Raw genomic sequence first — 17,935 nt, 5'->3', positions numbered from 1 at the left:
ACGCAGGCGCAGGAAACGCTGCGCACGGCGCTGGCCATCGGCGCGGATCGCGCGATCCTCATCGAGTCGAACGAAGACCTGCAGCCGCTGGCCGTCGCCAAGCTCCTGAAGGCGCTGGTCGACAAGGAACAGCCGCAACTGGTCATCCTCGGCAAGCAGGCCATTGACGACGATTCGAACCAGACCGGCCAGATGCTCGCCGCGCTGGCGAACCTGCCGCAAGCCACGTTTGCTTCGAAGGTTGTCGTTGCCGACGGCAAGGCCACCGTGTCGCGCGAAGTGGATGGCGGTGCGGAAACGCTGTCGCTCACGCTGCCCGCTGTCGTCACGACGGATCTGCGCCTGAACGAGCCGCGCTACGTCACGCTGCCGAACATCATGAAGGCGAAGAAGAAGCCGCTCGAGATCGTCAAGCCCGAAGACCTCGGCGTGGACGTTACGCCGCGTCTGAAGACGCTGAAGGTTGCCGAGCCGCCCAAGCGTAGCGCAGGCGTGAAGGTGCCGGACGTGAAGACGCTGGTCGAGAAGCTGAAGACGGAAGCCAAGGTGCTGTAAGGGGAGCAGACGAAAATGACGAATCTGGTGAATCTGGTAATAGCCGAACACGACAATCAGTCGATCAAGGCCGCGACGCTGAACACGGTCGCCGCAGCACAGAAGATTGGCGGCGACGTGCACGTGCTGGTCGCGGGCCACAATGCGCAGGCTGCAGCGGACGCGGCAGCGAAGATCGCAGGCGTTGCAAAGGTGCTGCTCGCCGACGCGCCGCAACTTGAGCAGGGCCTTGCTGAGAACGTCGAAGCAACGGTGCTGAGCATTGCGAAGAACTACACGCACATCCTGGCTCCGGCAACGGCAGCGGGCAAGAACGTCACGCCGCGTATCGCCGCGAAGCTCGACGTCGCGCAAATCAGCGACATCACCGCCGTGGATTCGCCGGACACGTTCGAGCGTCCGATCTACGCAGGCAACGCGATCGCAATCGTCCAGTCGAGCGACCCGATCAAGGTGATCACGGTCCGCACGACCGGTTTCGATCCCGTCGCGGCCGTTGGCGGCAGCGCAGCGGTCGAGAAGCTCGAAGCGGCGGCGGACAGCGGTCTCACGCAGTTCGTCGGCCGTGAAGTGACGAAGCTCGACCGTCCGGAACTCACGAGCGCGAAGGTCATCGTCTCGGGTGGCCGGGGTCTGGGCAGCGGCGAGAACTACACGAAGGTTCTGGAACCGCTCGCGGACAAGCTCAACGCCGCACTCGGCGCCTCGCGCGCAGCCGTCGACGCTGGCTACGTGCCGAACGACTATCAGGTCGGCCAAACCGGCAAGATCGTCGCGCCGCAACTGTACGTGGCTGTCGGCATCTCGGGCGCGATCCAGCATCTGGCCGGCATGAAGGACTCGAAGGTGATCGTCGCGATCAACAAGGACGAAGAAGCGCCGATCTTCAGCGTGGCGGATTACGGTCTGGTGGGCGATCTGTTCACGGTCGTGCCGGAACTCGTGAAGGAACTCGGCTGAATCCGGCCGGTGTATCCAGCGACGAGCGCCGCGATCATGATTGAACGCGCGGCGTGAGACGAAGCAGCAAAGGGGCGCCGCGGCGCCCCTTTGTCATTTGAGGAACCGCATTCTGGAAAGGAGGAGACTGAAATGTACCAGGCGCCCACGAGCGACATGCTGTTCGTCATGAAGGAACTGGCCGGCCTCGAAGAAATCGCGAAGTTGCCGGGCGGCGAAGACGCCACGCCCGAAACGGTCGAAGCGGTGCTGCACGAAGCCGCGAAGCTATGCGGCGAAGTGCTCGAGCCGCTGAACGCCGAAGGCGACCGCAATCCGAGCCGCTGGGAAAACGGCAACGTGCACGCCACGCCCGGTTTCAAGGCGGCATTCCGGCAATACGTGGAAGGCGGCTGGCAAGGCGTGCAGCATCCTCAGGAATACGAAGGACAAGGCTTGCCGAAGCTCGTCGGCACGCCGTGCGTGGAAATGCTCAACGCGGCGAATCTCTCGTTCGCGCTGTGTCCGTTGCTCACCGACGGCGCCATCGAAGCGCTCCTCACCGCCGGCAGCGAAGCGCAAAAGCAGCGTTTCGTGCCGAAGCTCATTTCCGGCGACTGGACCGGCACGATGAACCTCACCGAGCCGCAGGCGGGCTCCGATCTAGCGGCCGTGCGCACGCGCGCCGAGCCGCAAGGCGACGGCACGTACAGGGTGTTCGGCACGAAGATCTTCATCACGTGGGGCGAGCACGACATGGCGGAGAACATCCTCCATCTCGTGCTCGCGCGCACGCCCACGGCGCCCGAAGGCGTGAAGGGCATCTCGCTCTTCATCGTGCCGAAGTTCCTCGTGAACGACGACGGCTCGCTCGGCGCGCGCAATGACGTGCATTGCGTATCGATCGAACACAAGCTCGGTATCAAGGCGAGCCCGACCGCCGTGCTGCAGTTCGGCGACCATGGCGGCGCGATTGGCCAATTGATTGGCGAAGAGAATCGCGGCCTCGAATACATGTTCATCATGATGAACGCGGCGCGTTTTGCGGTGGGCATGCAGGGCGTGGCCGTATCCGATCGCGCCTACCAGAAGGCGCTCGCCTATGCGAAGGAGCGCGTGCAGAGCCGCCCGGTGGATGGTTCCGCGAAAGCGGCGGTGAGCATCATCCATCACCCCGACGTGCGCCGCATGCTCGCCACGATGCGTGCGCTCACCGAAGCCGCGCGTGCGCTCGCTTACGTGGCGGCGGGCGAGAGCGACCGCGCGCAAGGCGACCCCGACGAGGCGGCCCGTGCGCGGCATCAGGCGCGCTACGAATACCTCGTGCCAATCGTGAAAGGCTGGAGCACCGAACTGGCGCTGGACGTGACGAGCCTCGGCGTGCAGGTGCATGGCGGCATGGGTTTCATCGAGGAAACGGGCGCGGCGCAGTTCTACCGCGACGCGCGCATTCTGCCGATCTACGAGGGCACGACTGCGATCCAGGCGAACGATCTCATCGGGCGCAAGACGCTGCGCGACGGCGGCGCGGCGGCAAAGTCGCTGCTTGCGGATATCGCGCAGACCGTCGACGCGCTAGCCGGACAACAAGGCGCTGCGTTCGAGTCGATGCGCAAGCATCTCGCGCTCGGCAAGGAGGCGCTGGCGTCGGCCGTGGACTTCGTGCTCACGAAGGCGAAAACCGATCCGAACGCGGTGTTCGCGGGCGGCGTGCCGTATCTGAAGCTGGCGGGTATCGTGCTAGGCGGATGGCAGATGGCGCGCGCCATGCTCGCCTCGCAGCGTCTCATGCAGGAGGACCCGAAGTTTCATGGCGCGAAGATCGCCACGGCGCAGTTCTTCGCTCAACACGTCTTGCCGCAGGCGGTGGCGCTCGAAGCAGCGATTGTCAGCGCAAACGGCAGCGAGGGTGTGCTGGCGTTGGCGGAAGATCAGTTCTGACGCCGCGCGCCAACCTAAGCGAGCAATGAAACACGGCGCCCTGGAGGCGCCGTGTTCGTTCACGCAGCGTGATTGGCCTCAGGCATAAGCCGGGCGATGCGAGCCTTGCGTGTCGCCGAGATAGCGGTGCACCGAAAGATCGTCGGCGCGGATCGCGGGTTGCTTGCCCGAGATCAGGTCGGCGAGCAACTGGCCCGAGCCGCACGACATCGTCCAGCCGAGCGTGCCGTGACCCGTGTTCAGGAACAGGTTCGAGATCGGCGTGCGGCCTACGACCGGCGTGCCGTCCGGCGTCATCGGGCGCAGGCCGGTCCAGAAGGTGGCCTTCGTCGTGTCGCCGCCGCCCGGGAACAGGTCGTTCACGCACATTTCGAGCGTTTCGCGGCGGGCTTGCTTGAGCGTCTTGTCGAAGCCGACGATCTCGGCCATGCCGCCCACGCGGATGCGGTCGTCAAAACGCGTGATCGCGATCTTGTAGGTTTCGTCGAGTACGGTCGAAATCGGCGCGGCACTTGCATTCACGATTGGCGCGGTGATCGAATAGCCCTTGAGCGGATAGACCGGAATCTTCACGAGGCCCGCGAGCATCTTCGTCGAGAAGGAGCCGAGTGCGACCACGAACGAATCTGCGCGCACCAGCTCGCTGCCGCATTGCACGCCCGCGATACGCTCACCCTGCATGGCGAGGCCGTCGATCGGCGTGTTGTAGCGGAATTTCACACCCAGTTGTTCGGCCATTGCGGCAAGGCGCGTGGTGAACATCTGGCAGTCGCCGGTTTCGTCGCCGGGCAGACGCAGGCCGCCCGTGAGCTTGCCCGACACCGCGGCGAGCGCGGGTTCGGCGCGGCCGAGTTCGGCGGCGGTAAGCAGTTCGTACGGAACGTTCGCATCTTTGAGCACGGCGATGTCCTTCGCCGCGCCTTCGAATTGCTGCTGCGTGCGGAACACCTGGAGCGTGCCGCCCGTGCGGCCTTCATACTGAATGCCCGTGTCGGCGCGCAGCGCCTGCAGGCAGTCGCGGCTGTATTCCGCGAGGCGCACCATGCGGCCTTTGTTGAGCGCGTAGCGTTCGGGCGTGCAGTTTTGCAGCATCTGCCACATCCACTGCAGCTGGAATTTGGTGCCGTCCAGACGAATGGCGAGCGGGGCGTGCTTCTCGAACATCCACTTGATCGCCTTGAGCGGCACCCCAGGCGCTGCCCACGGCGCGGCGTAGCCCGGCGAGATCTGGCCGGCGTTCGCAAAACTGGTTTCGAGCGCGGGACCCGCCTCGCGGTCGATCACGGTCACTTCGTGGCCCGCGCGGGCGAGATACCAGGCGCTGGCCACACCGACCACACCACTGCCCAACACGACGACTCGCATAGCTGCTCCATATAGATTCGTTGAGCTACGCCGCGTTGCCGGGACCCACGAAGCGGTGTTTTGGCACCGATAGGGGAGAAGGCATGAAAATTCGGGTGTAGCCAGTATTTGTAGCTATGCTATTGTTGTATGGCCAGGTTTTGTTATCGTATTTTTCAGATTTTCGGGAATAAACCATGAGAACGCAGCGCCAACCGGTCCGCGCACTCGACCGGCTCGATCACCGCATCCTGAAACTGCTCCAGGAAGACGGCCGCATGGCCATGAAGGACCTCGCGGAGCAGGTCGGGCTCTCGGTTACGCCGTGCATCGAGCGGGTGAAGCGCATGGAGCGCGACGGCGTGATCACGGGCTACTTCGCGCGCGTGAATCCCCTGGTGCTGGGAGCGGCGCTGCTCGTGTTCGTGGAGATCACGCTCGACCACAAGAGCGGCAACATGTTCGACCAGTTCCGCCGCGAGGTGCAGAAGATTCCCGAAGTGCTCGAATGCCATCTCGTCTCGGGCGACTTCGACTATCTCATCAAGGCGCGCATTGGCGAGATGGCCGACTACCGCAAGCTGCTCGGCGACATCCTGCTGCAACTGCCAGGCGCTGTGCAGTCGAAGAGCTACGTGGTGATGGAAGAGATCAAGGAGACGCTGACCATCGCCGTTGGGGAATGAGCGGCTGAAAGCGCCCCGTTTTTTGGGACTCGACAACGCGAATCGATACTGTATATTTATACAGTATCGATTCGCGTTTTTCATGTCCGCGTTTTCATGTTCATTTTGTTCTAACCGTGACCGACTCCCATCACCCCGATCCCGACGCCTGGTATCCCGTTGCGCCGCCCACGGCGCGCAAGGGGCGCGGTGCGGTCACGAACCTGCAAGGACGCTACGAAGTCGACCAGCGCGAAGCGTTCGACGACGGTTGGCAACAGGCGGGCGGCGGCGAGGACCATGGCGATGAAACTGGCGAGCCCAGGCTGCGCACCGAGGTCTTCGAAGAGCGCGCGAAAAGCATCCTGACGCGCAACCAGTCGCCGGACATTCCGTTCAACGTCTCGCTCAATCCCTATCGCGGCTGCGAGCACGGCTGCATCTATTGCTTCGCGCGGCCCACGCACAGCTATCTCGGCCTCTCGCCGGGGCTCGATTTCGAGAGCCGTATCTATGCGAAGGTCAATGCGGCGGAGTTGCTCGCGCGGGAAATCGCGAAGCCGACCTACGAGCCCGAGCCGATCGCCCTGGGCGTGAACACCGACGCCTGGCAACCGGTGGAGCGCGACATGCGCATCACGCGCCGCGTGGTCGAAGTGCTGGCCGAACGGCAGCATCCGTTCGCGGCCATCACGAAATCCTCACTAATCGAGCGCGATCTCGACCTGCTCGCGCCGATGGCCGCGCGCAAGCAGTTCATGGCGGCGATCACGATCACCACGCTCGACGCCGATATCGCCCGCTCGCTCGAACCGCGTGCGGCGACACCCGCGCGGCGGCTGCGCACCATCCGCACGCTAGCCGAAGCCGGCGTGCCGGTGGGCGTGAGCATCGCACCCGTGATTCCGTTCGTGACCGAGCCCGACATGGAGCGCGTGCTCGAAGCCTGCGCCGAGGCCGGTGCGACAAGCGCGAGTTACATCGTGCTGCGCTTGCCATGGGAGGTCGCGCCGCTCTTCCAGGACTGGCTGGCGGCGCACTTCCCGCAGCGCGCCGAGCGTGTGATGAGCCGCGTGCGCGACATGCGCGGCGGCAAGGACTACGAGTCGGCGTTTTCGCAGCGCATGAAGGGCACGGGGCTTTGGGCCGACCTGCTCAAGCAGCGCTTTCACAATGCCGTGCGGCGCCTCGGGCTCAACGAGCGGCGCCACGGCATTCTGGACATGTCGGCGTTCGTGCAGTCGAAGACCGTGCGCGAGAAGCCGCAGCTCGACTTGTTCTGAGCCCTTGCTGCGCGGTTTACTGCGAGAGCGCCTTCGCGGCCTCGACCTGGGACTCGAAGTACGTTTGAAACGAGAGCGCGAGTCCCGTCATCAGCAGAAACGCGCCAATCAGCAGCGAGAAGATCACGACGAAGATCACCGTCCAGCCGGAGCGGCTCGTGCGGCCTTTCTCCACGAACGTGGCGTTGAACTGCGCGTCCCATTTGGCGTCGGGGCGCAGCCCGTAGACGATCGCCGCCAGAAATGCCGAGATGACCGACACCGCGCCGATCACGGCGAGCACCCAGCCGGGAATCGAGGCGCGTTCGGTTGCGACGAGCAGCATGACGCCCGGAATGCCGATGAGCGTGCCGAGCATGTGCGCCCAGCCCCATACGTCGCGTGGGCCGTACAGATAGAAGCGGTGTGCGCCGAGGCTGCCAAACAGGAAGGCGAGTGCGGCAGTGAGCGTCTTGGAGCGAAAGCGTGCGAAGTTCTTGTCGTTGGGCATGGGCTCGGGCGAAACGTGGACGTTCGGCCGTCATGGGCGCATCACGTCAAACGCACACGGGCCGCCGGGCATTGTATGCCGCACGCCGGGCTTGCAGCACAAGCGCACGCTTATGCCCGGCACCATGTTTGCACCTTCAACGTGGCGGTCGCGTCACGGTTTGGTGTAAGTCACGCGATAAATCGCGCCCGCATAGTCGTCGCTGACTAGGAGCGATCCGTCGGGCAGCGGCAGCACGTCGGCGGGGCGGCCCCATTGGGTCTCGTCGGAGTTGAGCCAGCCCTGCGCGAACACTTCCTGGCGTGCGTTCGTGCCGTCGGCGTTGGCGCTCACGCGCACCACGCGATAGCCGATCTTCTTGCTGCGGTTCCACGAGCCGTGCTCGGCGATGAAAATGCTGTTCTTGTACTCGGCCGGGAACATCGAGCCGGTATAGAAGCGCATGCCGAGCGACGCCACATGCGCGCCGAGTTTGACGACCGGGGGCGTGAAGCCGCTGCACGGATGGCCTGCGCCGAACTCGGGGTCGGCGACATTGCCACCGTGACAATACGGAAAGCCGAAGTCCTCGCCCCCATGCGCGAGGCGATTGAGCTTGTCGTCGGGGATATCGTCGCCGAGCATGTCGCGGCCGTTGTCGGTGAACCAGAGTTCGTGGGTCTGCGGATGCCACGCGAAGCCGACCGTGTTGCGCACGCCGCGGGCGATGGTCTCGTAGTGCGAGCCGTCGGGGTCCATGCGCCCGATCATCGCGAAATGCACGCGCTGCGGGTCGCTGGCCGGCAGGCAGACGTTGCACGGCGCGCCTTGCGGCACGTAGAGCTTGCCGTCGGGGCCGAAGGCGATGAACTTCCAGCCGTGGTGGCGCTCGGTGGGCAGCGAATCCGTGACGACGACGGCTTTGGGCGGATCGTCGAGATGACGGTCGATGTCGTCGAGTCGCACGATCGACGAAACCGCCGAGACGTACAGTGCGCCGTTGCGCCAGGCCACGCCTACCGGCATCGTCAGTCCCGAGGCCACGATATGGCGCTTTATGACCTTGCCGTCCTTGAGTTCGAGCGCGTAGACGTCACCGCCCATACTCCCCACATATAAGGTGCCGTTTTCCGACAGCGTCATTTCGCGCGCGCCTGGCACATCGGCGGAGAGCACCTCGATGCGGAAGCCCGGTGGCAGCTTGATGCGGTCGATGGGAAGCGCCGCGTGAGCGAGCGGCGCTGCGAGCAGGGCGGTGGCACAGGCGAGCCACGCCGCTGCGAAGCGTCTGGCCGGCTCGCGAGACCCCGAAAAAAGGGCGCTGTCACCCACGCCGCCGCCACAACCGCGACGCAGCCATTGCACGAGTCGTCTGAAAATCGCCACAATTCGCTCCAGGGCCCGCCCATCGTGGGCATGAGCCGCAGTTTGACCGCCGTGTCTTGCCGCTTTCTGCGCGCCGACGCGCAATTTCCCGTTAAGTGTTTGTTATGCCTCCGGTTTCGGGCTATAATCGCATGTTTCAGTAGTTCCGAACCCCGGTTTTCAAGGATTTAGTATGGTCATCATCCGTCTGGCACGCGGCGGCTCGAAGAAGCGCCCGTTTTACAACATCGTCGCAACCGACTCGCGCAACCGTCGCGACGGCCGTTTCATCGAGCGAGTGGGCTTCTACAACCCGGTCGCTACCAAGGGTGAAACGCTGCGTATCGCTCAAGATCGCGTGACGTACTGGAAGGAAAACGGCGCGCAAATGTCGCCGGCCGTCGAGCGTCTCGTGAAGGAAGCGCAAAAGACCGCCGCCGCTGCGCCGGCTGCGTAAGTCTTTAAGCGTCTTTTCAGTCTGTCGTCCGTGTTTTACCCGCGTGCGCGCTGCATGAGCCGCGTGTGCGATATCAAGCTGGTCGCAAGGGGTGCCGATGTCCGCGCATGACGCTAAATCTGCCGTAGAGGCGAACGACGCGTCGGAAAGCGGGGCGCCCGAAGCCGCGACCGGCGGCGCCGGCAAGGCCGCGGCCCGCGGCGCGCCGTCGTTTGGTGCGTTCGTGCGCAAGCCTGCGCGCGAGAGCGCCACGCAAGTTGCGCCCGCAACCGGGAGCCTGCGCGCCGAAACCGAAGCGAGCTGGCCTGCCGACGCCGTTGAAGTCGGCGCCGTGATCGACGCCTATGGCCTCAAGGGCTGGCTGAAGATCGCGCCTCACGCGCAGGACGGCCGAGCGCTGCTTTCCGCTAAACGCTGGTGGCTCCTCAAGGGCCGCGAGGGTCAGGAACGTCGCGAGCGTCATTCCGCGGTGCGCGTGAGCGCCAAGGTTCATGGTGACAGCGTCGTTGGCGAGCTTTCGGGCCTGGCCGACCGCGATGCCGCGATGCTGTTGCGCGGCGCGCGCGTGTACGTGAGCCGGGCCGAATTCCCGGCGCCCGCAGCCGATGAATATTACTGGGTCGACCTGATCGGCCTCGACGTCGCCAATGAAGCGGGCGTCGAGCTCGGCAAGGTCGCCGACCTGATCGACAATGGCGCGCAATCGGTGTTGCGTGTCACGTACGCGTCCACGGACAAGGATGGCAAGCCGGTCACCGGCGAGCGCCTGATCCCGTTTGTGGGCGTGTTCGTGAAGACGGTGGACCTGGCGGCGAAGCGTATCGTCGTCGACTGGGAAGCCGACTACTAAGCATCGCGGCAACGCTGTGCAACCCCGCCGCGCGCCTCGATTCAATTTCGCTGAACGGAGAGAGCGATGCAGTTCGATGTCGTCACGCTCTTTCCCGAGATGTTCCGCGCGCTGACCGACTGGGGCATTACCAGCCGGGCGGCGAAGCAGCAGCGTTACACGTTGCGCACGTGGAATCCGCGTGATTTCACGACCGACAACTACCGTACGATCGACGATCGCCCCTACGGCGGCGGCCCCGGCATGGTCATGCTGGCCAAGCCGCTCGAAGCGGCGATCGGTGCAGCGAAGGCCGCGCAGGCGCAAGCAGGTGTGAGCGCCCCGCGTGTGTTGCTGATGTCGCCGCAAGGCAAGCCGCTCACGCACGAACGCGTCATGCAGTTCGCGCAGGAGCCGGGCCTCGTGATGTTGTGCGGCCGCTATGAAGCGATCGACCAGCGTCTCGTCGACCGCTGTGTGGACGAAGAAGTGAGCCTCGGCGACTTCGTGCTCTCGGGGGGCGAATTGCCCGCGATGGCCTTGATGGACGCCGTGGTGCGCAACCTGCCTGGCGTGCTGGGCGACGCGCTTTCGGCTGTGCAGGACAGCTTCGTCGACGGGTTGCTCGACTGTCCGCATTACACGCGCCCCGAGGAATACGACGGCGAGCGCGTGCCCGATGTGCTGCTTGGCGGCCATCATGCGGAAATCGAGCTATGGCGCCGCCGCGAGGCGTTGCGCAACACGTGGAACAAGCGGCCCGATCTGATCGCGCGGGCCAGAAAGAACAAGATGTTGAGCCGTGCCGACGAGGCGTGGCTCGCTAGTCTCGCGAAGGGCTCGAACGAAGCGTAAGGCTTCGGGCGTGCTCGACGAGGGGCGCAAAAGGCGGTGCCGCTTCATGCGTGAACGGCGCCAGATGTGAATCCATCCTCTATCGGGGCCGTAGTGCAGGCAACCCTGCACAGGTACGAACGCCGACAAGATGGCATACGGAGTCAATCCATGAATCTGATTGAAAAACTCGAGCAGGAAGAAATCCAGCGCGTGCTGGGCGAGAAGACCATCCCCGAATTCGCCCCCGGCGATACGGTGATCGTCAACGTGAACGTGGTTGAAGGTAACCGCAAGCGCGTTCAGGCATACGAAGGCGTCGTGATCGCGAAGCGTAACCGCGGCCTGAACTCGTCGTTCATCGTGCGCAAGATCTCGTCGGGCGAAGGCGTCGAGCGTACGTTCCAGACGTACTCGCCGCTGCTGGCCAGCATCGTGGTGAAGCGTCGCGGCGACGTGCGTCGCGCGAAGCTGTACTACCTGCGCAACCTGTCGGGCAAGAAGGCACGTATCAAGGAAAAGCTGGTGTCGAAAGACCGCGCAGCTGCTCCGGCCGACCAGGCGTAAAAGCTGTAAGAAAGAAGCACCCTCCGGGGTGCTTTTTTCTTTTTGGCCTCAGAATAATCTCGTGTACGTGTAATCCGAGACGCCCGTTGATCCGCCCAGTATTTGAACCCGAAAGCCTGCCGATCGAATCGACGGGTGCGAGCCTTCCGCAAGTTGCCGCGGAACGCCTGACCGCCGCCGGCTTGCGCACGCGCTTCGAGCAGCGTCTGCCGTGGGACCCCGAACCGCAGGAAGCCCGTCTGGCTGAGATGCGCGATCCGCGCGAAGCCGCCGTGCTCGTGCCCATCGCCTTGCGTCCGGGCGGCCTGACCGTGCTGCTCACCCAGCGCGCCGACAACCTCAGCAATCACGCGGGCCAGGTGAGCTTTCCCGGCGGCAGCCGCGAACCTTCCGACCCCACGCCCATCGCCGCCGCGCTGCGCGAGGCGCACGAGGAAGTGAACCTCGACCCCGCGCGTGTCGAGGTGCTCGGCGCATTGCCCGATTACCTCACTGGCACGGGCTTCAAGGTCACGCCGGTGGTCGGTCTCGTGCACGAGCCGTTCAGTCTCGCGGCGGACTCGCTCGAAGTGGCGAGCATCTTCGAAGTGCCGCTCAGCTTTCTCATGAACCCGGTGCATCACCAGGTGCGCGTGTTCCGCTGGGAAGGCGGCGAGCGGCGCTTTTACGCGATGCCGTATCCGGACCGCAATTCACCGGACCGCAATATGCCCGAACCCGTCGTCGCTTCCGGCGTCGGATCCACGCACTTCATCTGGGGGGCGACGGCGGGCATGCTGCGCAACTTCTACCGTTTCCTGCTCGCGTAGCACGTCTGGCGGCGCGTGCAAGCGCCGCCGCGCACTGTTGCGCGTTTGCCGCCCGAAATGCCGGCGACGGTCAGGCACATCTGGCCCTGTGATATCGTTGCAACACTTTCTAAAACCCCTTTCGCAACTCGATCTGCACGGCGCGTCGCATGACCTTCTTTTCCGTATTGCTGGCTCTCGTCATCGAACAGGTGCGGGCGCTGTCGCCCAATAATCCGGTCATGGCGCTCGTGCGCCTCAATGCGGAATGGGCCGCTCACGGCTTCGACGCCGGCAAGCAGAAACATGGGCTCATCGCCTGGCTCGTGGTCGTGCTGCCGTGGACACTCGCCACGGCGCTCGTCTACTACGTGCTGTACCACATCAGCTTCGTGCTGGCGTTTCTGTGGAACGTGGTGGTCGTGTACTTCACGCTCGGCTTTCGCCAGTTCAGCCATTATTTCACCGACATCCATCTCGCGCTCAACAACGACGACGTGCCGCGCGCGCGTGAAATCCTCCAGGAATGGACCGGCATCGACGCCGTGGACATGCCCGTGAGCGAGATCGTGCGCCACACGCTGATTCACGCGGTGATCGCATCGCATCGGCACGTGTTCGGCGTGTTCTTCTGGTTTCTCGTGCCGATCGGGCCCGCGGGCGCTGTGCTGTACCGCATCGCCGAATACCTCGCGCGCGAGTGGGCGCGTCCGGCCGAGGACCGCACCGAGGCGTTCTCGAACTTCGCGCAGCATGTGTTTTTCGTGATCGACTGGGTGCCGGCGCGGCTTACGTCGCTGGGCTTTGCGATCGTCGGCAACTTCGAGGACGCGATCTACGCCTGGCGCAACCACACGAACCAGTGGCCCGACACCAACGAAGGCGTGCTGCTCGCGACCGGCAGCGGCGCGCTGGGCGCTCGCCTTTCGGGCCCGCTCGCCGAGCAGTCCAGCGTCGATGTGCTCGCGCAGCCGGGCGAGGGCGGTCCGTACACGGTTGGCGACGACTGCACGCCGCGCACGCTGCAGTCGGCCGTGGGCCTCGTCTGGCGAGCCGTGATCCTGTGGATGATCCTGCTGCTCATGCTGACGATTGCCGTCTGGCTCTGAGCGCTGGAGCGCTGAGTCGTAAAAACGTACACGGGCCGCTTCTAGCGGCCCGTGTACGTTTGGGTCGACAACTCCGTCACTCGTCGCGCACGTCGCGATCGCGTCCGCAATTCCAGCACACGGTGAACTGCGCCTCGAGCACCTCGCCGCACCGCGCGCAGCGCCACGTGGGCGCGCCCGGCGGCGGGCCGTTCACCGCGTCGTCGATCAAACGCCGGGCGAGTTTCTCGTCGCGTTCGTCCATGAGCCACAGCTCGGGCGCGCATTGCTCGGCCGGAATCTCGCCCATCGCGCCGCTCAGGTAGCGGTTGTGCAGCTCGCAGGGGACGCCCGCCGTCGCCAGGATGTTCATCCAGTGCTGGGCGATCAGCAGATTCGGCGCGCGCACGAGTTTGAGCATAGGGCGTTGGAGGCAGGCGACGCGTCAGCGCACGACCTGGCTGATCTCGTGCATGAGCTGGGCGTACAGCGCCTGGCGCTCGGGCGCGATGCGGCCATCGTCGACAGCTTCCAGAATCGCGCAGCCCGGCTCGTGCAGGTGATGGCAGTTGTAGAAGCGGCAGTGCGCGAGCAGCGGCCGGAACTCGGGGAACGCGCGCTCCAGCTTGCCTTCGGTGAGGTGATAGAGGCCGAACTCCTGGAAGCCCGGCGAGTCGATCAGCGCGCCGCCCTCGGGGAGCGTATAGAGCCGCGTGAACGTCGTGGTGTGGCGGCCGCTGTTGAGCGCAGTCGAGATCTCGCGCGTGGCCGCTTCGGCGTCGGGAATCAGCAGGTTCACGAGCGTCGACTTGCCCATGCCCGACTGGCCGAGCAGGATCGTCTGATGGCCGTGGAGATGCTCGGCCAGCGCCGCGCGTGCCTCCTCGGGGCGGCCCTTCACCGAAACCTCCAGCACCGTATAGCCCAGCGCGCGATAGCGTTCGAGGCGCTGGCGCGCGAGCGGCAGCGCGGCCTCCACGTCGATCTTGTTGAGCACGATGAGCGGCTTGAGGTCGTTGGCCTCGGCGGCCACGAGCGCGCGCCCGAGCAGGTCCTCGCTGAAGTGGGGCTCCGTGGCGAGCACGATCAGCAACTGGTCGAGGTTCGCCGCGAAGAGCTTCGACTTGAACTGGTCGGAGCGATAGAGCAGGTTGCGCCGCTCGCCGATCGTGACGATCACGCCCTGGTCGGCGGAGGTCGACTGATACTCGACGCGGTCGCCCACCGCGACCTCGCTCTTTTTGCCGCGCGGGAAGCATTGCAGGTGCGCGCCGCCGCCGTCGGGCGCGACGAGATAGTGGCGCCCGTGGGCGGCGATCACCACGCCGTACAGCGTGGCGCCTGCAGCTTTTGCGTTGCCGGCGGCTTTCGTTGCGCGCCGGTTCATGCGTGAGCGAGCAGTCGGTCGATCCGCTGCGAAGCCGGCGGATGCGAGTAGTAGAACGCGGTATAGAGCGGGTCGGGCGTGAGCGTCGACGCGTTGTCCTCGTAGAGCTTCACGAGAGCGTTGACGAGGTGCTGCGCGTCCGTTTGCGTGGCGGCGAAGGCGTCGGCTTCGAACTCGTGCTTGCGCGACGAGAGGCTGCCAAGCGGCGTGACGAAGAACAGGAACACGGGCACGGCGAGGAAGAACAGCACGAGCGCGAGCCCTTCGTTGCCGCCGAGCAGCGACGGCCGCACGCCGAGACCCTCGTAGAACCATACGCGCTGCGAGAGCCAGCCGAGCAGGGCGAGCAGCGCGAGGCTGATCGCGAACGTGACGATCATGCGCTTGATCACGTGACGGCGCTTGAAGTGGCCCAGCTCGTGCGCGAGCACGGCCTCGATCTCGCTGCCGGAGAGGCGCGCGAGCAGCGTATCGAAGAACACGATGCGCTTGGCTGCGCCAAAGCCCGTGAAATAGGCGTTGCCGTGCGCGGAGCGGCGGCTGCCGTCCATCACGAACAGGCCCTTGGCCGCAAAGCCGCAGCGCTGCATAAGCGCCTCGATGCGCGAGCGCAGCGCTTCATCGCGCAGCGGTTCGAACTTGTTGAAGAGCGGCGCGATGAAGGTGGGGTAGAGCACCAGCACGAGCATCTGGAAGGCGACCCACACGGCCCACGTCCAGAGCCACCAGAGGCTGCCTGCCTGCTTCATGAGCCAGAGCACGACGAACAGAAGCGGAATGCCGAACGCAGCGCCGATCAGCAGCCCCTTGATGCGGTCCATGATGAAGATGCGCTTCGTCATGCGATTGAAGCCGAAGCGCTCCTCGACCACGAATTGGCGATAGTAGTCGAGCGGCAGTTCGAGCACGCCGGAAATGGCGAGCACGGCCCCGATCAACGCGATCTGGCCCACATAATCGCGTCCGATCGCATCCGAGATGCCGAGGTCCAGCGCCTGCACGCCGCCGAGCAGCGTGAGCGCGATCAGCACCACGGCGCCGAGCACGATCTCGATCATGCCGAGGCGCGTGCGCGCGACCGTATAGTCGGCGGCGCGCTGGTGCGCGGCGAGCGGAATGGTCGCGGTGAACTGCGCGGGCACCGCGCCGCGATGGGCGGCCACGAAGCGGATCTGGCGCGACGCGAGCCAGAGCTTGGTCGCGACCATGGCGAGCACGGCCACGACGAAGAGCACGCTGAAGTACAGCGCAGGGGAGGGGGACAGATTAGGCATCCAGGAAGTCCGTGGTATCTATGCGACAATTATATGTTCTCGCCGGCCGGGCATCGCATCCTGTCGATGCCGCGCACGCGCCGCGCCTCCAACGCTCTCCGGGTTGCCTTTCATGACTGACATTACCGCTGCCGGCGCGCCGTTCATCGAGCGCACCGACATGAACCTGATCTGGCTCGATATGGAAATGACGGGCCTCGATCCGGACAACGACCGCATCATCGAGATTGCCGTCGTGGTCACGAACTCGACGCTCGACAAGCTCGTGGAAGGCCCCGTGCTGGCCATCCATCAGCCGGAGTCGGTGCTCGACCGCATGGACGAATGGAACCGCAACACGCACGGCCGCTCGGGCCTCACCGAGCGCGTGCGCGCCTCGACCGTCACGGAGGAAACCGCGACCGAGCAGATCATGGCGTTCCTTTCGCAATACGTGCCGCCGGGCAAGTCGCCGATGTGCGGCAACTCGATCTGCCAGGACCGTCGCTTCATGGCGCGCTGGATGCCCACGCTCGAGCGCTTCTTTCACTACCGCAACCTCGACGTGAGCACGCTCAAGGAGCTGTGCCGCCGCTGGCAGCCGACCATCTACAAGGGCTTCCAGAAGCGTGCGATGCACACGGCGCTCGCCGATATCCACGAGTCGATCGACGAGCTCAAGTACTACCGCGAGCACTTCCTCGTGCCGGCGCCGGGCATCGTGCCCGACGTGGCGTCGGGCGAGGCCGGTCCGGCGCTCTGATCGCCGACGGCGCGCCGTGGTCGCGGTGGGCGCCGTTGAGACACGCAGCAGCGGCGCTGCCGCTGCTGCGCGATCATTGAAGTTCGACTCTCAAGCGCGCGGCGCTCGCTGCGCGTTTTTGGGCCGGAACGCCGCCACGACGTTCGGATCGGTTTCGATATACGGGCCGCCGATCAGGTCGATGCAATATGGCACCGCAGCAAAAATGCCCGGCACCTTCACGGCGCCCTGATCGTCGCGCAAGCCTTCCAGCGTTTCCTTGATCGACTTCGGCTGCCCTGGCAGGTTGATGATGAGCGCCGCGTGGTCGTCGTTTTCGCGGATCACGGCAACCTGGCGCGACAGAATGGCCGTCGGCACAAAATTCAGGCTGATCTGGCGCATCTGCTCGCCAAAGCCCGGCATTTCCTTTGTCGCCACCGCGAGCGTCGCCTCGGGCGTCACATCGCGGCGCGCGGGGCCGGTGCCGCCCGTGGTCAGCACGAGGTCGCAGCCGAGGCCGTCCACGAGCGCCGTGAGCGTGGCGGAGATCGTCGCCGTGTCGTCGTGGATCAGGCGCGTTTCGGCGCGCCAGGGCGTTTTCAGCACGCTGCCGAGCCACTCCATCAGCGAGGGGATGCCCTTGTCCTCGTAGACGCCACTCGTCGCGCGGTCGCTGACCGACACGAGGCCGATCACGAGTTCGTCAGGATGGCTGCGCTCAGGCTTCGTCATCTTCGCGGTCCTCGTCCGCGCGCTCGTCGTCGTGGTCGTCAGCCTCGAGCGCGCCTTGCGTGCTCACGTCCTTGATCCACTGGAACAGCTCTCGGAAAGACTTGGGCGGGCGGCTTTGCTCCTGCTCGCGGCGCGCGTTGCGGATCAACGTGCGCGCTGCCTGCGGGTCGGCGGCGGGATACTGGCGGATGAATTCGGTGAGCGCGGCGTCGTCCGCGAGCAGCTTGTCGCGCGTGCGCTCGATCCAGTGCAGGCGCGCCGTGGCGGCCCTGTTCACGCCGCGGTGCTCTTCGAACTTCGTGCGCAGCGCGGCGACTTCGGCGTCGGTCAGGCCGCGCATCATGCGGCCCACGTACTGGAGCTGGCGGCGCTTGCCTTCGTGGTCGGTGATGCGGCGGCACTCGTGGACGGCGTCCGCGAGGTCTTCGGTCATCGGCATGCGCTTGAGCGCGTCTTTGGGCAGTTCCACGAGGGCCTGGCCGAGTTCCTGGAGCGCTTCCATGTCGCGCTTGAGCTGCGATTTGCTCGGGCGATCGTAGCCGTTGTCGTCCTGTTCGGCGACAGCGTCGTTCATCGGTTGAATGCGGGTTTTGCGTTTCATGGAGCGTATTGTAGCGCGCGCGGGCGTGCGGCTCGGGCTGGAAGGCGGCGGACGGCGGCGCCGGCGGCCCGATGCTGATGCGGTAGTCGGTGC

The 17,935-nt window shown here is 65.2% G+C and carries 20 protein-coding genes; 12 read left to right on the top strand and 8 right to left on the bottom strand.

What is annotated here, in order from left to right; genetic code table 11:
• The 3 genes from M3I54_RS07105 to M3I54_RS07095 form a co-directional block, all read left to right on the top strand.
• The coding region (locus M3I54_RS07105) for an electron transfer flavoprotein subunit beta/FixA family protein (protein ID WP_254334148.1) at positions 1 to 555 on the top strand (555 nt) is incomplete at its 5' end.
• 24 nt (positions 556 to 579) lie between these two features.
• Positions 580 to 1,515 (top strand): electron transfer flavoprotein subunit alpha/FixB family protein, encoded by a 936-nt coding sequence (locus tag M3I54_RS07100; protein WP_254334170.1) that lies wholly within the window; start codon positions 580 to 582, stop codon positions 1,513 to 1,515.
• A gap of 132 nt (positions 1,516 to 1,647) precedes the next feature.
• On the top strand, positions 1,648 to 3,435 hold the full coding sequence (locus M3I54_RS07095) for an acyl-CoA dehydrogenase (protein ID WP_254334147.1): 1,788 nt from the start codon (positions 1,648 to 1,650) through the stop codon (positions 3,433 to 3,435).
• Positions 3,436 to 3,513: 78 nt separating this feature from the next.
• Here the strand turns inward: M3I54_RS07095 and M3I54_RS07090 are convergent, their stop codons facing one another.
• Positions 3,514 to 4,800, bottom strand: a complete 1,287-nt coding sequence (locus M3I54_RS07090) for a D-amino acid dehydrogenase (protein ID WP_254334145.1) — start codon at positions 4,798 to 4,800, stop codon at positions 3,514 to 3,516.
• A gap of 176 nt (positions 4,801 to 4,976) precedes the next feature.
• Between M3I54_RS07090 and M3I54_RS07085 the strand changes: the two genes are divergently transcribed.
• Together M3I54_RS07085 and M3I54_RS07080 are read left to right on the top strand one after the other, a co-directional pair.
• Positions 4,977 to 5,465: an Lrp/AsnC ligand binding domain-containing protein gene (locus M3I54_RS07085; RefSeq protein ID WP_254334143.1), complete on the top strand. Its 489-nt coding sequence runs from the start codon at positions 4,977 to 4,979 to the stop codon at positions 5,463 to 5,465.
• A gap of 116 nt (positions 5,466 to 5,581) precedes the next feature.
• A complete protein-coding gene (locus tag M3I54_RS07080) occupies positions 5,582 to 6,727 on the top strand; it encodes a PA0069 family radical SAM protein (RefSeq protein ID WP_254334141.1) in 1,146 nt (381 codons plus the stop codon).
• A gap of 16 nt (positions 6,728 to 6,743) precedes the next feature.
• Here M3I54_RS07080 and M3I54_RS07075 read toward each other — a convergent pair whose 3' ends face one another.
• The gene (locus M3I54_RS07075) at positions 6,744 to 7,217 is read right to left on the bottom strand and encodes an NINE protein (RefSeq protein WP_254334140.1); all 474 of its coding nucleotides are present in this window, start codon (positions 7,215 to 7,217) and stop codon (positions 6,744 to 6,746) included.
• A gap of 153 nt (positions 7,218 to 7,370) precedes the next feature.
• On the bottom strand, positions 7,371 to 8,528 hold the full coding sequence (locus M3I54_RS07070) for a PQQ-dependent sugar dehydrogenase (RefSeq protein ID WP_375542104.1): 1,158 nt from the start codon (positions 8,526 to 8,528) through the stop codon (positions 7,371 to 7,373).
• Positions 8,529 to 8,754: 226 nt separating this feature from the next.
• Here M3I54_RS07070 and rpsP point away from each other — a divergent pair, with 226 nt between their 5' ends.
• The 6 genes from rpsP (at position 8,755) to M3I54_RS07040 (ending at position 13,145) form a co-directional block, all read left to right on the top strand.
• A complete protein-coding gene (rpsP, locus tag M3I54_RS07065) occupies positions 8,755 to 9,018 on the top strand; it encodes a 30S ribosomal protein S16 (protein WP_028206744.1) in 264 nt (87 codons plus the stop codon).
• Between the two features lie 97 nt (positions 9,019 to 9,115).
• Entirely contained in the window at positions 9,116 to 9,868 is a 753-nt protein-coding gene (gene rimM / locus M3I54_RS07060; RefSeq protein ID WP_254334139.1) for a ribosome maturation factor RimM, read from the top strand.
• A 66-nt stretch (positions 9,869 to 9,934) separates the two neighbouring features.
• A complete protein-coding gene (gene trmD, locus M3I54_RS07055) occupies positions 9,935 to 10,702 on the top strand; it encodes a tRNA (guanosine(37)-N1)-methyltransferase TrmD (protein ID WP_254334138.1) in 768 nt (255 codons plus the stop codon).
• 150 nt (positions 10,703 to 10,852) lie between these two features.
• Positions 10,853 to 11,248, top strand: a complete 396-nt coding sequence (rplS, locus tag M3I54_RS07050; RefSeq protein WP_028206741.1) for a 50S ribosomal protein L19 — start codon at positions 10,853 to 10,855, stop codon at positions 11,246 to 11,248.
• An 86-nt stretch (positions 11,249 to 11,334) separates the two neighbouring features.
• Complete coding sequence (locus M3I54_RS07045; RefSeq protein WP_254334137.1) at positions 11,335 to 12,057, top strand: CoA pyrophosphatase; 723 nt, start codon at positions 11,335 to 11,337, stop codon at positions 12,055 to 12,057.
• A gap of 149 nt (positions 12,058 to 12,206) precedes the next feature.
• Positions 12,207 to 13,145 (top strand): CobD/CbiB family protein, encoded by a 939-nt coding sequence (locus M3I54_RS07040; RefSeq protein ID WP_254334136.1) that lies wholly within the window; start codon positions 12,207 to 12,209, stop codon positions 13,143 to 13,145.
• A 76-nt stretch (positions 13,146 to 13,221) separates the two neighbouring features.
• Here M3I54_RS07040 and M3I54_RS07035 read toward each other — a convergent pair whose 3' ends face one another.
• From M3I54_RS07035 to M3I54_RS07025, 3 genes are read right to left on the bottom strand one after another with little or no spacing between them, the layout of a single operon-like run.
• Positions 13,222 to 13,545: a DUF2007 domain-containing protein gene (locus M3I54_RS07035; RefSeq protein ID WP_254334134.1), complete on the bottom strand. Its 324-nt coding sequence runs from the start codon at positions 13,543 to 13,545 to the stop codon at positions 13,222 to 13,224.
• Positions 13,546 to 13,569: 24 nt separating this feature from the next.
• Positions 13,570 to 14,511 (bottom strand): ribosome small subunit-dependent GTPase A, encoded by a 942-nt coding sequence (gene rsgA / locus M3I54_RS07030; RefSeq protein WP_254334133.1) that lies wholly within the window; start codon positions 14,509 to 14,511, stop codon positions 13,570 to 13,572.
• The gene (locus M3I54_RS07025) at positions 14,508 to 15,785 is read right to left on the bottom strand and encodes a M48 family metallopeptidase (protein WP_254334132.1); all 1,278 of its coding nucleotides are present in this window, start codon (positions 15,783 to 15,785) and stop codon (positions 14,508 to 14,510) included. Before M3I54_RS07025 ends, rsgA begins: the two co-directional genes overlap by 4 nt.
• 112 nt (positions 15,786 to 15,897) lie before the next feature.
• Between M3I54_RS07025 and orn the strand changes: the two genes are divergently transcribed.
• Complete coding sequence (gene orn, locus M3I54_RS07020; RefSeq protein ID WP_254334131.1) at positions 15,898 to 16,527, top strand: oligoribonuclease; 630 nt, start codon at positions 15,898 to 15,900, stop codon at positions 16,525 to 16,527.
• A gap of 90 nt (positions 16,528 to 16,617) precedes the next feature.
• Here orn and mog read toward each other — a convergent pair whose 3' ends face one another.
• Positions 16,618 to 17,241 carry a molybdopterin adenylyltransferase gene (mog, locus tag M3I54_RS07015; protein WP_254334130.1) on the bottom strand — a complete coding sequence of 208 codons (624 nt, stop codon included), beginning with the start codon at positions 17,239 to 17,241 and terminating at the stop codon, positions 16,618 to 16,620.
• Positions 17,228 to 17,842, bottom strand: coding sequence for a ribosome biogenesis factor YjgA (gene yjgA / locus M3I54_RS07010; RefSeq protein WP_302058865.1), 615 nt, complete (start codon positions 17,840 to 17,842; stop codon positions 17,228 to 17,230). Before yjgA ends, mog begins: the two co-directional genes overlap by 14 nt.
• Between the last annotated feature and the right edge of the window lie 93 nt (positions 17,843 to 17,935).

This window comes from Paraburkholderia sp. CNPSo 3274 (genome assembly GCF_024206475.1).
Taxonomy (GTDB): Bacteria; Pseudomonadota; Gammaproteobacteria; order Burkholderiales; family Burkholderiaceae; genus Paraburkholderia.
Note: the sequence above shows the minus strand (reverse complement) of the source record. Positions and strands in the feature narration are given on the sequence as shown.

What these genes read in the sequence shown, in the direction of transcription:
- M3I54_RS07095 (WP_254334147.1), top strand. Translation starts at nt 1,648, where the DNA reads ATGTACCAGGCGCCCACGAGCGACATGCTGTTCGTCATGAAGGAACTG.
- M3I54_RS07090 (WP_254334145.1), bottom strand. Translation starts at nt 4,800, where the DNA reads ATGCGAGTCGTCGTGTTGGGCAGTGGTGTGGTCGGTGTGGCCAGCGCC.
- M3I54_RS07085 (WP_254334143.1), top strand. Translation starts at nt 4,977, where the DNA reads ATGAGAACGCAGCGCCAACCGGTCCGCGCACTCGACCGGCTCGATCAC.
- M3I54_RS07075 (WP_254334140.1), bottom strand. Translation starts at nt 7,217, where the DNA reads ATGCCCAACGACAAGAACTTCGCACGCTTTCGCTCCAAGACGCTCACT.
- rpsP (WP_028206744.1), top strand. Translation starts at nt 8,755, where the DNA reads ATGGTCATCATCCGTCTGGCACGCGGCGGCTCGAAGAAGCGCCCGTTT.
- rimM (WP_254334139.1), top strand. Translation starts at nt 9,116, where the DNA reads ATGTCCGCGCATGACGCTAAATCTGCCGTAGAGGCGAACGACGCGTCG.
- trmD (WP_254334138.1), top strand. Translation starts at nt 9,935, where the DNA reads ATGCAGTTCGATGTCGTCACGCTCTTTCCCGAGATGTTCCGCGCGCTG.
- rplS (WP_028206741.1), top strand. Translation starts at nt 10,853, where the DNA reads ATGAATCTGATTGAAAAACTCGAGCAGGAAGAAATCCAGCGCGTGCTG.
- M3I54_RS07040 (WP_254334136.1), top strand. Translation starts at nt 12,207, where the DNA reads ATGACCTTCTTTTCCGTATTGCTGGCTCTCGTCATCGAACAGGTGCGG.
- M3I54_RS07035 (WP_254334134.1), bottom strand. Translation starts at nt 13,545, where the DNA reads ATGCTCAAACTCGTGCGCGCGCCGAATCTGCTGATCGCCCAGCACTGG.
- rsgA (WP_254334133.1), bottom strand. Translation starts at nt 14,511, where the DNA reads ATGAACCGGCGCGCAACGAAAGCCGCCGGCAACGCAAAAGCTGCAGGC.
- M3I54_RS07025 (WP_254334132.1), bottom strand. Translation starts at nt 15,785, where the DNA reads ATGCCTAATCTGTCCCCCTCCCCTGCGCTGTACTTCAGCGTGCTCTTC.
- orn (WP_254334131.1), top strand. Translation starts at nt 15,898, where the DNA reads ATGACTGACATTACCGCTGCCGGCGCGCCGTTCATCGAGCGCACCGAC.
- mog (WP_254334130.1), bottom strand. Translation starts at nt 17,241, where the DNA reads ATGACGAAGCCTGAGCGCAGCCATCCTGACGAACTCGTGATCGGCCTC.
- yjgA (WP_302058865.1), bottom strand. Translation starts at nt 17,842, where the DNA reads ATGAAACGCAAAACCCGCATTCAACCGATGAACGACGCTGTCGCCGAA.